10 protein-coding genes and 4 pseudogenes are annotated in these 13,945 nt (G+C 39.2%); 4 read left to right on the forward strand and 10 right to left on the reverse strand.

Translation table 11 applies throughout. From position 1 onward, the window contains the following. From CEV08_RS03450 to CEV08_RS03460, 3 genes and pseudogenes are all read left to right on the forward strand, one after another. Window positions 1-344: pseudogene (locus tag CEV08_RS03450) on the forward strand (class I fructose-bisphosphate aldolase); the annotation flags it as partial. 42 nt (window positions 345-386) lie between these two features. After that, a pseudogene (locus CEV08_RS03455) lies at window positions 387-655 on the forward strand (class I fructose-bisphosphate aldolase); the annotation flags it as partial. Window positions 656-1,285: 630 nt separating this feature from the next. Then, window positions 1,286-1,483, forward strand: a complete 198-nt coding sequence (locus CEV08_RS03460; protein WP_245407019.1) for a hypothetical protein — start codon at window positions 1,286-1,288, stop codon at window positions 1,481-1,483. A gap of 679 nt (window positions 1,484-2,162) precedes the next feature. On the opposite strand, the gene rpmE is transcribed toward CEV08_RS03460, so the two are convergent. Then, complete coding sequence (rpmE, locus tag CEV08_RS03465; RefSeq protein WP_005774581.1) at window positions 2,163-2,384, reverse strand: 50S ribosomal protein L31; 222 nt, start codon at window positions 2,382-2,384, stop codon at window positions 2,163-2,165. Window positions 2,385-2,573: 189 nt separating this feature from the next. Between rpmE and CEV08_RS03470 the strand changes: the two genes are divergently transcribed. Next, complete coding sequence (locus tag CEV08_RS03470) at window positions 2,574-4,364, forward strand: ABC transporter transmembrane domain-containing protein (RefSeq protein WP_100130387.1); 1,791 nt, start codon at window positions 2,574-2,576, stop codon at window positions 4,362-4,364. Window positions 4,365-4,886: 522 nt separating this feature from the next. Here CEV08_RS03470 and CEV08_RS03475 read toward each other — a convergent pair. The 9 genes and pseudogenes from CEV08_RS03475 to CEV08_RS09830 all read right to left on the reverse strand — a co-directional run. Continuing rightward, window positions 4,887-5,211, reverse strand: a pseudogene (locus tag CEV08_RS03475) (inositol monophosphatase family protein); the annotation flags it as partial. Window positions 5,212-5,615: 404 nt separating this feature from the next. Then, window positions 5,616-6,407, reverse strand: coding sequence for an inositol monophosphatase family protein (locus CEV08_RS03480; RefSeq protein ID WP_100130388.1), 792 nt, complete (start codon window positions 6,405-6,407; stop codon window positions 5,616-5,618). An 11-nt stretch (window positions 6,408-6,418) separates the two neighbouring features. Then, complete coding sequence (gene efp, locus CEV08_RS03485) at window positions 6,419-6,994, reverse strand: elongation factor P (protein WP_100130427.1); 576 nt, start codon at window positions 6,992-6,994, stop codon at window positions 6,419-6,421. 673 nt (window positions 6,995-7,667) lie between these two features. After that, window positions 7,668-8,039 carry a helix-turn-helix domain-containing protein gene (locus tag CEV08_RS03490; protein WP_245407024.1) on the reverse strand — a complete coding sequence of 124 codons (372 nt, stop codon included), beginning with the start codon at window positions 8,037-8,039 and terminating at the stop codon, window positions 7,668-7,670. A gap of 552 nt (window positions 8,040-8,591) precedes the next feature. Continuing rightward, window positions 8,592-8,990: a hypothetical protein gene (locus CEV08_RS03495; protein WP_100130390.1), complete on the reverse strand. Its 399-nt coding sequence runs from the start codon at window positions 8,988-8,990 to the stop codon at window positions 8,592-8,594. Window positions 8,991-9,618: 628 nt separating this feature from the next. Further along, window positions 9,619-9,983, reverse strand: a pseudogene (locus CEV08_RS03500) (helix-turn-helix domain-containing protein). A 667-nt stretch (window positions 9,984-10,650) separates the two neighbouring features. Next, complete coding sequence (locus tag CEV08_RS03505) at window positions 10,651-11,694, reverse strand: tetratricopeptide repeat protein (protein ID WP_100130391.1); 1,044 nt, start codon at window positions 11,692-11,694, stop codon at window positions 10,651-10,653. A gap of 411 nt (window positions 11,695-12,105) precedes the next feature. Continuing rightward, window positions 12,106-12,471 (reverse strand): helix-turn-helix domain-containing protein, encoded by a 366-nt coding sequence (locus tag CEV08_RS03510; RefSeq protein ID WP_100130392.1) that lies wholly within the window; start codon window positions 12,469-12,471, stop codon window positions 12,106-12,108. A gap of 566 nt (window positions 12,472-13,037) precedes the next feature. Next, window positions 13,038-13,547 (reverse strand): nucleotide-binding protein, encoded by a 510-nt coding sequence (locus CEV08_RS09830; protein ID WP_348602885.1) that lies wholly within the window; start codon window positions 13,545-13,547, stop codon window positions 13,038-13,040. Window positions 13,548-13,945 lie beyond the last annotated feature (398 nt).

Genomic DNA, 13,945 nt, shown 5'->3' on the forward strand with positions numbered 1-13,945 from the left:
ATGCAAATGTTGAAGAAGTGGCTGAAAAGACCGTCCATGTGCTTAAACAAACCGTGCCTTCCGCTGTTCCAGGAATTGCTTTTCTTGTCTTACGGATAATCAGATCAAGAAGCAACGGCACATTTATCGGCTATGAATTCTATGGGTGCATTGCCTTGGAAATTGACTTTTTCTTGATCGACGCGCATTGCAAGCGGCTGCTTTAAAAGCATGGGCTGGAAAAGATGAGAATATCGTTGTTGCACAAAAGGCATTTTGTCATCGTGGCTTAGATGAACCACCTTGCAGCTTTAGGACAATGGACTAAAGAGCCAAGAAAAGGTGAGCGTTTGAATCTGTCATAGACTTGAATTTTCCCATAAGGGTGTGTGGTGATTGTCCTAGATGCAAATGTTGAAGAAGTGGCTGAAAAGACCGTCCATGTGCTTAAACAAACCGTGCCTTCCGCTGTTCCAGGAATTGCTTTTCTTGTCTTACGGATAATCAGATCAAGAAGCAACGGCACATTTATCGGCTATGAATTCTATGGGTGCATTGCCTTGGAAATTGACTTTTTCTTGATCGACGCGCATTGCAAGCGGCTGCTTTAAAAGCATGGGCTGGAAAAGATGAGAATATCGTTGTTGCGCACAAGGCATTTTGTCGTCGTGCTTAGATGAACCACCTTGCGGCTTTAGGACAATGGACAAAAGATCAGGAAAAGGTGAGCGTTTGAAGCACAAGATCTATGCTTTAATGCAGGAAGATTTTGCATGTTTCTGCGGGGTGTAGGATGCCTTCATCATGATAAAAGTGACAGGGACGCTTTAGGCTTGAAAGCTTTTGCTAGGCATACAGCGAAGCTTTTGTGCATCAGGATAGCTTTCTCTATCAATGGGGGAGTTTTTTTTATTAACGAGCGGATTTAGCAGTTTTTGCTAGTAAAAGTGGATTTGCATTTCAATAAAATGCATGTTTTTTCGTTACAATGAATAAATTTTTCTTGTATTTGTGAGGCTATGATGAAAAATAACCCACTTTTATAGTACTTATAGTAGTGTGGCTGAAGAATAGAGGGGGGAGTCGTGAACGGCATATCTGCTAACAAGAGCAATATCAAAGAAAAAAATCCAGACGTAAAAAAGAGCATTCCTTCAATTATAATACGTAAAGTATTCAATATAATACGTATAATATTAGCTGGGATATTTAGACTGTTTATTTTTACAATTTTTCTTATCATGTTCCAAATGCGTGGACTGGTTCATACCGCACTAAGCTTCTTTGCGGGTGCGAGTGGATTAGCGTGTTTTTTCTTTTTTTTTTCGGATACCTCTTACAACGCCGCGAAGCAACAGCAGATGAAGCTGGGATATCGCTCACATTACTCTTAGTAATTGGTGAGGGTGTTTTTTCTGTTTGTTGTCTGTATGGTATGTGGGGTTATGACGCTTTCTTATTACGTTTGGCACCTGAAGGGTATGATCTTATTCTCTTTGAGTAAATAGAGTGCACTTCATTTGCACACAAATCAAAATGAGAGGCGGATAGTCTCTCAAATTCTTAATAATCGCTCTCTAAAATCATGACGACAGATTTGCGTTTAATAAAGGAATTAACAAGCCTTTGTTCTTTTAAAAATCAAGGAGATCCTTATGGGGATGCCTAACGGCGCCTTTGACATAAGACATTAAAGGTGGTTTGTTTTGTCCTTCTCACACGGCTTTGAAATCATGATATCAGGGGAAAGTTTTGCAGGGTGCCTTTCTTAAAATTGCCCCATGCAATACCAATGCACTGCTTTTACCCTACAGAAAGCATGATCTCATGTTCTCCACCTGGTGTCTCTAAACCATCAGGTAAAGCTTGAATCAATTCAAGTGCATTGGCTGCTTTAGCGGCGGCGAAATTTCTTCTGCCATAGCATTTTCAGTTCAAAAAAGATGAACTGTTTGCAATCATTTTATCGGAAGTCTTTATGCCTCGAGAGAGAGACTTATACTGATCTTTCAAAATGACCTTTGAATCAAAAAAACGCTACCATCACGGTTGATAGAGGTTTGATCTCCCTTTAGTTTATGTTGGATGCGTTTTTGAATCACTCTTTACAGCACAAAAAACTACTCGCTTCATGAGGTCATCGTTTTGTTTAAAACCTTTAATACCTCACGAGAATGAGGTTTTTACATACCAATATTGCCAAAACGATTTTTGAACTTGGAGAGGCGACCACCACGGTCTACGAGTGTTTGAGAACCACCTGTCCAAGCTGGATGCGTTCTTGGATCAATATCTAGATTAAGGGTATCCCCTTCTTTTCCCCAAGTGGAGCGCGTTGTGTATTGAGTTCCATCCGTCATAACAACGGTAATTTTGTGATAGTTAGGATGAATATTCGCTTTCATGCGTCAAACCTTTTACGTTTATAGAATGAAACAACACCTACTCGATTTTTTAAGTGCGCTTCCTTTGTCTTTTTGATACATTGATTAAAGTATTTATTCTTATAGCTGAGCATGCATTAAAAAACAAGTGTTTAAGATGCATCATTGTGTCAAGTATTATAAATCCTTCAATATAGTGAGCGAAGTTTTATGAAATTATATCGTCATTCAGAAAAATCTACAAAATCTTCTCTTGAGAAATCTTCTTTTTCTTCGCTTGCCATTTTTTTTCCTTATCTTTTGCGTTATCGTTGGTTGTTTATCTTTGCCTTTTTTGCTTTGTCTGTTGCGGCCCTTGTTACATTAGCTTTACCTATAGCAATCCGCCAAATGTTTGATCATGGGTTTTCTCGCTCAAGCCATGGACATATCAATTTTTACTTCGGGATTTTGTTTTTATTAGCCTTGATTCTCGCATTTTCTTCAGCTTGTCGTTATTATTGTGTTATCACATTGGGAGAACGGGTTGTCGCTGATTTACGGCGTGATGTGTTTGTCCATATTATGAAACTTTCTCCTGCTTTTTTTGATCGGTCGCATTCCGGAGAGATTGTTTCAAGACTTCTAACAGATACGACACAAATAAAATTGGCTGTTGGCTCGACCGCCTCTACCGCTTTGCGTCAACTGATTATCGTGATCGGAGCTGTCGTGATGATGGTGATCACCAATGCGAAATTATCTTTACTGGTTTTGGCTGCTATTCCTATTGTGGCACTTCCTTTGGTGGTTTTTGGACGTAAAGTTCGTGCGCGTACGCGTGCGGCGCAAGATCGCCTCGCTGATGCCAATGCTGTTGCAACAGAACAGGTTAGCGCTATTCGCACGGTGCAAGCTTTTACTGCTGAAAAACTTGTTGCGACACGTTTTTCACAGTTGGTAGAGCGCGCCTTTCAGACAGCGCGGGCTTCTGTAACTTTGCGATCCTTTTTTACTGGTTTTGCAATTTTTTTGGTTTTTAGCAGTGTGGTTGCTGTTTTGTGGATTGGATCACGCGATGTTTTGAATGGAACGATGACAGGGGGGACACTAGGGCAATTTGTCCTTTATGCCGTTTTTGGAGCTTCAACCTTTGCGCAGTTATCAGAACTGGGGGCGGAACTCATTCAAGCAGCAGGTGCTGCGGAACGATTGGCCGAATTGTTGCAAGAACAGCCTATGATCTTAACACCTAAAAATCCTTTATCATTGGTGCATCCTGTTCGAGGCGAACTTGTTTTTGATCATGTTGATTTTACCTATCCTTCTAGACCACAAGAAAAGATTTTACATGCGCTTTCATTTTCTATCAAAGCCGGTGAAACAGTTGCTTTTGTTGGGGCTTCAGGGGCAGGAAAAAGCACACTTTTTTCTTTGATCCTTCGTTTTTATGATCCAATAAGTGGAAAAATTCGATTGGATGGCACGGAAATTGATCGCCTTTCTCTGCAAGATTTACGTGGTGCAATCTCTTATGTTCCGCAAGATGTTGCTATTTTTGATGGAACATTGCGTGATAATATTGTTTTTGGAACTGAAAATGCTCTGGAAGAAGAAATTCTTGCGGCCTCTAAAGCCGCCAATGCACTTGAATTTATTGAATCTTTACCCGATGGTTTGGATACACAGGTGGGAGAACGTGGGACCATGCTTTCTGGGGGGCAAAAGCAGCGCATTGGTATTGCACGGGCGATTTTAAGAAATGCACCCCTCTTGCTGCTTGATGAAGCAACCTCTGCTTTGGATGCAAACAGTGAAAAGCTCGTGCAAGATGCTTTAGAAGGCTTGATGCAAAACCGCACAACATTGGTGATTGCGCATCGTTTGGCAACCATTTTAAAAGCGGATCGTATTCTTGTGATGGATAAAGGTGCCCTTGTGGAAGAAGGAACCCATGCTGAACTTGTCGCAAAAAATGGCGTTTATGCTTATCTGGCAAAATTGCAATTTTCACCCGAATAAGAGATCTTGATACAAGAGAAGTTCTTGGGCGCAAAATCACGCTTTACAGGCAGAGGCTTATTAATTTAAGGGTGCATGGAAAAAAGAGGAACAAGAATTAAGACGAAAAGAGAGGCAAAAATTGAGGCGTTTTCTTTTTGAATTCTGATTGTTTTTTCTCTGTTTGAGGTGGCGCATCTTTATAAAGACGCTTTCTTTATGTAGAAGATAAAACGATGCCAAGTTAATCTCTATGAATTAAAGGGGAAATCTCTCTTTATAACAGCACTTTTACATTGTTTATAAGGGATAATTCATTGTTTTGTATGCTGGATAAGAGATCCTAATATCATAGGATTTTCTTACTTCAAATTTGTGTATGGTGAACCAATCAAAATCAGGTCTCTTACATATACCAAGCAGGGACGTTTGTATGGCGTAAAACACTTGAGAAAGAACAGTGTTTCTTATGATCCTCTCAAGTTTCAAAGATTATAGCAACATTGGAGGGTGGCAAAGTGTGTGAGGGTGCTGGCTTATAAAAACACGACAGCGCCGGTTGTTAAAAAAGCATCATTGCCGCATTCTGCGATAAAGAGTTCATCACTCACGGGATTGTAAGTGACTCCCGCAATGATTTTACCTTGGCTTTCTAAAGCAATGGAAACAGCAAAAAAAGGAATGCCATGGAGAAAATTTGTGGTGCCATCTAAAGGGTCAACAATAAAACGATGTTGGGAATCTTCTCCAATGATTTCTTCAGACTCTTCCATCAGAAAACCAAATTTAGGGTGTGCTTTGCTTAGTTCATTGAAAATAATTTTTTCTGCTTTTGCGATTGGCTTTGGCTAACGGAATCTGCTGGCTTTAAGATCTTTTTTTGAGATCTAAATGCCTTTTTTGAGGGTTGTTTTTAACTTGGTGCGAATGTGTTCCTTGCCGGCGATGATGTTCTTTTGCGGAATATATCATCACTTCCTTCTTTATCAGTGACAAAACCTCCGGTGTTGTGAACCACTCTGTATGCTGGTTGTTCTATTCAAGTTTTTAAGATTGTCTTTCCAAAAGTCATTGGTTCTTTCTGCGGTCCCATAAGTTAAATCAAAGGCAGTAGAGCTAAGACGGCGCAGTTTTGTAAGCTCCCTACAATTTTCCGGATGCTCTCATCGCATTGTGTAATTTGATGAGATAGGTTGCATGGTGAAGGATATTCAGAGGGGGCGCTCCGCATTGCCTTTTAAAAGACGCCCTTTTGAGACTTCAATGTGAGGGCTAAATGCCTTTTTTGAGGGTTTTTTCTAACTTGGTGCGAATATGTTCATTGCCAGCGATGATGTTCTTTTTGCAAAATATATCATCACCGCCTTCTTTATCGGTAACAAAACCTCCGGCTTCACGAACCATCAATATTCCAGCAGCCATATCCCAAATTTGCAAGTTGTCTTCCCAATATCCATCGGTTCGACCCGCAGCAACATAAGCTAAATCAAGAGCAGCAGCGCCAAAACGACGAAGTCCAGCAACTTCCATCATCATATTGCGCAATTCAATAAGATAGGTTCCATGACCTGGGCATCCCAAATGAGGCATGCCGGTGGCAATGACACAATCTTCTAGTCTTTTCCGTGCAGAAACACGACAGCGCCGGTCGTTAAAAAAAGCACCACTGCCGCGTTCTGCGGTAAAGAGTTCATCACTCACGGGATTGTAAATAACACCCGCAACGATTTTATCTTGGCTTTCTAAAGCAATAGAAACAGCAAAAAAAGGAATGCCATGGAGAAAATTTGTTGTGCCATCTAAAGGGTCAACAATAAAACGATGTTGGGAATCTTCACCAATGATTTCTTCAGACTCTTCCATCAGAAAACCAAATTTGGGGCGTGCTTTGCTTAGTTCATTGAAAATAATTTTTTCTGCTTTGCGATCAGCTTGGCTGACGTAATCGGCCGGCCCTTTTAAAGACACTTGCAAATTTTGCACTTCACCATAATCATGTACCAACGAGCGCCCTGCTTTCATGGCAGCTTGCACCATGACATTCATTATTGCAGAATGGGCCATGTTTTATTCCTTTATTTATCTTTTTCATTTGCACGGCGCAAATAAATCAACTCGTTGGTGTCAACAATAATACGCTCACCAGAATTCATAAAAGGAGGAACAAGAATACGAATACCGTTTTCAAGAATGGCTGGTTTATAAGAAGCGGTGACTGTTTGCCCTTTGAGAGCCGGATCGGCTTCCACAATCGTGACAGCAACTTGATCAGGAAGTGAGATGCCAATAGGCTTTTCTTGATAAAGCTCAACCGTGACAGTCATCCCATCTTGCAAGAAAGCTGCGCGTTCACCAACAAAGTCCTTTTGAAGCTCAAGTTGTTCATAAGATTCTGAATCCATAAAGACCAAAGCATCCCCTTGTTGATAAAGAAAGGTGAAATCCTTTTGTTCAAGGCGCACCCTTTCAACCGTTTCAGCAGCACGAAAGCGTTCATTGAGTTTTGTACCATCAAGTAAATCTTTTAGTTCAACTTGATTAAATGCACCACCTTTTCCTGGTTTAACGGCATTACATTTCACCGCAACCCACAAGCTTCCTTGATGCTCTATCACATTACCAGGACGAATTTCATTGCCATTAATTTTCATCGTTTCTATCCAATTCCATTCTTGCAAAAAGAGCTCTTCTGTTGTCCTTATGGCGCTTTTCTTTGCTGCCTTTAACCGTGAGCGCTTTTGTTATTTTGGGTTCAAATCCCCTTGATTAGCCTCGCGACTTTCTCATGGTCCCCTGTATGGTCCCCTGTATAGTCCTTTGCGTGCTCTTTATTGTTTTCGCTCGAACTTTCTTGCGCATGGTTTTTGCAAAGAGAAAAACTTAAGTACAAAAGGACCTTGATGTATTTTTGCTTTTCAGTTCTTTGCAAGACCATAAAAAGCGCTTAGACGCAAGCTTTTTAAAAATTTGCACAAAACTTTTTGAGATTTTGGGCAAAATTTTTTGGTTTTTTGGGAAATTTTATGTCATTGTATCGTAAAATATTATTGAGGTTGATGATAGAGGTCCTGTAAAACCACGTGATGTTTTTATGAGAATGTGTGATGAATATGTGAGGGGGAGCTTATCTGGATAATCTTGTGTCGTGAATGCCATGAAAGGGCAAGCGCAATGAGTTGCGTTCTGAGAAGCTGGATTGCTGAGAAATTGGGTCGGGAAGGGGCTTGTCTCCTTTAAGGTGTATGAGGTCTGTTAAGAACAGAGCGTGTAGCACCTTATAGCGCGTATCGCGTTATAGAGAATGTAGTGCACTATCACATAAGGTTAGCTTGCGTTCTCATCAGTGATGAGCTGTAGAATGGCTTTCTGCTTTATCGAAGTGAGTGTTCTAAATCTTTTGAGCAGTGGATATTCCTCTATACTGGAGATGATTTCATCGTGCAGGGAGAGGGCATGTTGTTTTGTGATGGCATCTGCATAAAAAAAGGAAACTGGAACATTAAAAATATCGGAAATTTCCTTTAACCGCCCCGCGCTGACACGGTTGGCGCCTTTTTCATATTTTTTAATTTGCTGAAAGCTTACACCTAAAGCGTGCCTTAAGGCTTTTTGAGACATCTTTAGCATTTGTCGTCTCGAGCGAATATTTTTGCCGGCAAAAAGATCAATATTAAGATTTTGAGAGTTGTATAAAATAGAAGGGCTTGTGTGAGGTTTTGAGCTTTTTGCGTTTTTTAAATTTCACACATTGTATGCCGTTTCAGCACCATAAGGAAAACGTTCCGATAGGGTAGGGAAGGTATGAGCATACGTTAGGATAAGAGTATTCTTAAGCTGTTTGCGTTTTAAAGTTTACGACAAATCATAATTTTGGCAATATTTAGCTAAATATATGAGGCGCACTTACACCAGCTATTTAAAGCCGAATAAGTGAAGGGGCCCATAGCAGATTTCCCATTTAAAACCCTAAAAAATTTTTTTACGAAACAGAGCAAGCTATTCAGTTGCTTTAGTAACGGATAAGCCGAGTTGTGCACGTACATTTTCGCGTAATCATTTACTAGGGTGAGGAGCATTTTTCATTGTTTTTAAAGTCATCATTTTCGTATCGTTATGAAATACAGAAAAAATTTATTTTTATGGCTAAAAACAAGGGTTTTTATAGAAGTGCAAATCTCTTCGTCCTTCGCAAGAATTTTTAAGTCTTTACGTTTAAAATATAAAGAATATTCACATTCAATAGCGGATTCATCTAGGGTGAGTATTTATGTAAGAACGCGGTTCTCCGTTCACGTTATACTGAAAAAGAGATACTATAGTGCTACTATTTAATTTTATTCTATAACTCAAATTCACACCCATGTTTTGCTGTTTTTGGGGTTGATCTGTATAAATCACATTATATCCATTCTGTCGCAATAGACTGATAAATAAAGGCGTGAAGTTGTCTGCTATATTATTTTTCTTTATAAGAAGTGTGGTTGTAGCGGGTGGTAAAAATCCTTTGTTACCTCTAATAAAATTGTTAGCGACTAATTGTGCCTGACGCTTCGTAAGATTTTGATCAACATAATTTGATGAATAACTGCTTACGGACACGCAGCCAGCCACAAACACAACCGGTGACAAAAATAAATATTTTAACATCTTAACCCCCCTGCTTATGTTGGGCTTTTTGTGAGGCTCTCCTGCGAAGCTTTTATTCCAGAAATAAGAGCAATTTTGCTTATAGTTATACAAATATTGGTCTCAAATCAAGTGGTAATTCACCAATGAATAATGACTCCAGCTTTAAGGTTACTTCATGTGCTTCTTGCGGTATCTTTTTAAATAAACGGCTGCGTTTGGTGATTGTGATAAAAAATATTTTTTTGTGCTTTCATGTTAAGATCATGTTCTCTATCGCCATTATAAAATGATGCGTTAGGTGCGGCTCTAGAGCGACAAAATCAATTTTCAAATATTGCTTTTTGAGGGCTACCTTTTTAAAAATATACATGCATGCTTATTCTGTTGTACTGTAAAATATTATCGTTTGAGGTGTGATGCTATAAGGCATGAACTTTGCACATGGGATGTTTTTATGAGAATGTGTGGTGAATATGTGAGGGGGAGCTTATCTGGATAATCTTGTGTCGTGAATACCATGAAATGGCAAGCGCAATGAGTCCCGTTCTGAGAAGTCAGCTTGTTTGCTAACAAGATCGGGAAGGGATTTTTTTCCGTTGAGGTGTTTAAGGCAAGAGCAGACTATGGTGTGCCCTATCGTGTGATATTAGCTTGCGTTCTCATCAGCGATGCGTTGTAGAATGGCTCTTTGTTTTATCGAAGTGAGTGTTCTAAATCTTTTGAGTATTTGGTATTCCTCTGTGCTGGAGATGACTTCATCGTGCAGGGAGAGGGCATGTTGTTTTGTGATGATATCTGCATAAAAAAAGGAAACTGGAACATTAAAAATATCGGAAATTTCCTTTAACCGCCCCGCGCTGACACGGTTGGCGCCTTTTTCATATTTTTGAATTTGCTGAAAGCTTACACCTAAAGCGTGCCTTAAGGCTTTTTGAGACATCTTTAGCATTTGTCGTCTCGAGCGAATATTTTTGCCGATAAAAAGATCAATTTAAGATTTTGAGAGGGCATTGCTTTCTGCCAAGTGCGTGCGCCCTTTTATGCGTATTCCAAGAGCTTGAAAATACTGAAACCTACACAGATTTTTTGCTTTTAGTGCTTATCGCCCCTAGATAGTACGAGATCTCTTTGAATTTCTATCAACTTTATCTTTTTAAAGAAGAGGATAGCATTTCTCTCAAGCACTTTTCAAAAAATAAAAGGATGTTTTATTGCTTTTTTGCGTGCTTTTTCTCGTTCATATGCTGTCTATACCGCCAAATTCTGTATAACATATTGGTTTAAATGATAGTTTGTTGTTTGGAATGTTGAGGAATAAACGTGATATTGTATGACTATCCCATTTTAAACTTCTTATGGGGAAAGAAGAGGATAGCATTTCCTTACATATCATAAGCCAGTATTTTGTGGAGAAAAATGACTGATAAAGAAATAAAAAGCCTTTTATGACTTTTCTCAAGCGTTACAAGGGAGGAAATATTGAGGATTGGCAAAGCGTGTGATGGTGTTAGCTTACAACTTTTATAAAGTACAAGGAGGGGCATGAAATAAATGAGAGGGCTCCTTTTAGAGAAGGGGTTTGCATTTTGGTTGGCTGTAGGGCGCTTCTGTTATGTTTTTTGTTTGTTTTTTCGCTCACATTTGATCAGACAGTCTTGTGTCTTTTTTTATAGTGGTTTTAGAAAATAGGAAGGAGCTTTATGGTTTCTTTGTAGGCTTTTTCTCGTTGTGTATTGTTCATGCCTTGGAGCATGCTTTCAAGATCAGGGGCTTGCATTTTTGCCTCCTTTGCAAGCATATACCAAGCTGCTGCCATGATTATATCCCCTTTTGTTCCGATGCCGTCTCGATAAAGTCTTGCAAGAGAAATTTGTGCTGGGGCGATCATGTTGGTGGCATTGTGAAGCAGCAAATGAAAAGCACGGTCAAAATCTTTTGCTCCTCCACGGCCCTGAATAAGCCATTGTGCTAAATGAAGTTGCGCTTTTAAGTGGTTGTTTTGAGCCGCTATCTCCATCAGTCTGCGGGCGTTACGCTCATCCTTTGGGCGATTTAATGTGCCTAAGGAAAGAATTTTTGCAGCCGAAAAAGCAGCTTCAGCATCTCCAAGAGCGGCCCCTTTTAAGTACAGTTTTAAAGCTTGCTCGATTACTTCATTTTCACGGCTTTGGGAAGAGACACCGGGGAGATTTTGTTTTTCCTGTGAGGCTTTATAAAGAAGAAGTTGTCCATAATAAAAATAGGCTTCTTTGACACCTGCGTTGACAGCTTTTCGAATAAATTGTTCACCAAGCTCTTGATTTTGTTTTACAAAATGTCCATCAAACAACATAAGCCCATAGCGGAGTTGGGCTTGGGGTTCCCCTTGTTTTGCGGCGCGTTCAAACCATAAAGCTGCACGTGCCCCGTCAATAGGAACAGCGCATCCTTCCATATAAATTCTAGCAAGAAGCGTTTGGGCAAAAGGATCATTTTTTTCAGCACGCCGCAGGGCTTCACGAAAAGCTTTTAAATAATAGCCTTGGATGTAATAGTCATAGGCTTGGTCATAATCTCCAGCTTTTAAAGGTTGGAAAGGTTCTTCTGGGGTTGAAGATTCTTGAATCGTATTGAAAGAGCGTTCAAAATTTGAGAGTTTTTCAATGTTTCCAGAAGAATCTACAACAGAATTTGCAAGCCCCATTATGCCTAGGATAAGCAGCTTAACGTTTCTCTTGATCATCGATTTCTCCTCCTCATACCGATCAGAATTTTCACATTTTTCTTACATCATTACAAGCCATATAAGAATTCTATCGCTATCTTATTTTTTCTCTCAGTTAAGTTAGGTTTGGGAACATTTATAAAAATAGCATAAACATCGACAAGAACCAGACTGTTTTAAACAATCCTATTTTAAATAACTTTAAAACAACAATGATGAAAGAATTATCCAGAGAGGCTCTCTTCTTTTATCAATGCTTATCACTCTAAAAAACGTCTATGATGAGGCTATCCTTTTACAAATATGCAATGAATTACTGGTAAAGAGGGGGAATTACTGGTAAAGAACGCGGAATGTTGATGAAGAGAACATAGAGACTCTATAGAGCGTGTCGTGTTATAAAAGAGTGGTATGCGCTATCGCATGATTTTAGCTTGTATTCTCATCAGAGAGTAACTGCAAAATGGCTTTCTTTTTTACAGTTGTCAAAACTCTAAATTTTTTGAGCATTTGGTATTCTTCTGTGCTGGAGATGATTTCATCATGATGATAAGGGGGCTGTTGTTTCGTGATGATATCCGCATAAAAAAAGGAAATTGGAACATTAAGGATATCAGAAATTTCCTTTAACCGCCCCGCGCTTACACGGTTTAAGCCGTTTTCATATTTTTGAATTTGTTGAAAGGTAATACCTAAATGTTGCCCCAATGTTTTTTGAGACATCTTCAACATTTTTCGTCTCAAGCGAATTTTTTTGCCAACAAAAAGATCAATATTAAGATTTTGATTTTGCATTGTCCCCACCGGTTTGCGAGCGCCCTCGCATAAGTATTCCGGGAGTCAAAAATACTGACCTCGAATCAGCTTTTTTGCTTTTAGTGCTTAAAGCACCTGGACATAGCAAAAACTCCCGGAATTCCGGGATACCCGCAAAGCGGGGTAAATTGATGTACGAGGTTTCGGGTTTTTGAATCCCTATTGGTCGTTGCGTATGCGACCAAAACATTTTTTAATTCATAAAGTAATTTCATGAGGTTGGCAATAAAAAATAGTTTTTAATGAGAGTTGTGTTTTTTAATGAGAGCCTATCCGCTTCTCAAGCTTTTTGGAACGATGACCAAAATCATGATATCAGAGCCGCGCGTTTATTGAGAGGTCTAAAATGATTTCTTCCACGGTAATGAATTTACAAGCGGCTTCTTTATTAAAATGTGCACAATCGCTTGGCTATTGAACAAGAGAAGGGAGCGACCGTTTCTTTGTTTTTAAAAAACATGGGGGTTCTATGGGATGTGGTGGAGTGCTATGGTTTTTTTGGGGGGCGTGCGTTTTAAAAACTAAAGATTAAGCGTTATTCAAATCTAACGTGATGCTTTAGTAAGTTTTTTTGCATCTACATTGTAGCCGGCTTCACATAGTCGATCAAAAAGATCCGGAAGTGCTTCTTTTACGTGTTCTTTAAAAGCAATGTATTTAATGCCATGAGCATCTGAAGGGATTTCAATGCCTTCTTTTCTTAGAATAGCAACATTTTTACGAGAAAGTGTGGCGATTAACATTCCCATCTCGAGAACAACATTTTGTCGCGCGCGGAATTGTGCTTTTGTTTCACCGTCAGATATAGCATAGCCTATATCATCGAGCGTCAGCAGTACAATACCAAATCCTGTAGAATCGTTACAAGTTTCTTTTTCCAAAATTTCAATGATGGTTAAACCATTACCACTAGTATCTTTTAAGATGTATGGTTCGAGCTCAAGCCTGCGAAGAATAAGTTCAAGTTGCTCTAGGACAACGTGGTCATGACCATGAACGATAAAAACTTTTTTATTTGAGGTATTGAACGCAGTTTTGGGGAAGAAGTTTGTGATTTTTCTATATACTCTGCTAAATCTTCTCTTAACTTCTGTTTTATATTTTCGTTGCCTTGAAAGTTGAGCGTTTCTGTACTTTCATACCAATTAATAGTGCCTCCATCGCAGGTTTTGATCTGATATCCTCCGGAAGAATTAAGGGATAGAGACTTAGTTTCTTTGATTTTATATCCACATTTGCAAACTATATTTTTAAGGTCTTCGAACGTTCCGCTATATTTCACTGTGTATATTCTTTCAATATTGCTCGCTGTTAATATAAAATGGTGGTTTATTTTATAACTATTTGAATTTAAATAATTTTATTATTTCATTTTTTTATACTATGCACAAAAAAACCGTTACCTTCCATTCAATTGATTGCAACGTGGGAAATTCTACTGCGTTATGAAGTT

The organism is Bartonella tribocorum (assembly GCF_002778015.1).
Lineage (GTDB): Bacteria > Pseudomonadota > Alphaproteobacteria > Rhizobiales > Rhizobiaceae > Bartonella > Bartonella tribocorum_B.

Coding starts and splice junctions, on each gene's coding strand:
- CEV08_RS03510 (WP_100130392.1), bottom strand. CDS start 12,471: ATGCAAAATCAAAATCTTAATATTGATCTTTTTGTTGGCAAAAAAATT.
- CEV08_RS03480 (WP_100130388.1), bottom strand. CDS start 6,407: ATGGCCCATTCTGCAATAATGAATGTCATGGTGCAAGCTGCCATGAAA.
- CEV08_RS03495 (WP_100130390.1), bottom strand. CDS start 8,990: ATGTTAAAATATTTATTTTTGTCACCGGTTGTGTTTGTGGCTGGCTGC.
- efp (WP_100130427.1), bottom strand. CDS start 6,994: ATGAAAATTAATGGCAATGAAATTCGTCCTGGTAATGTGATAGAGCAT.
- rpmE (WP_005774581.1), bottom strand. CDS start 2,384: ATGAAAGCGAATATTCATCCTAACTATCACAAAATTACCGTTGTTATG.
- CEV08_RS03470 (WP_100130387.1), top strand. CDS start 2,574: ATGAAATTATATCGTCATTCAGAAAAATCTACAAAATCTTCTCTTGAG.
- CEV08_RS03505 (WP_100130391.1), bottom strand. CDS start 11,694: ATGATCAAGAGAAACGTTAAGCTGCTTATCCTAGGCATAATGGGGCTT.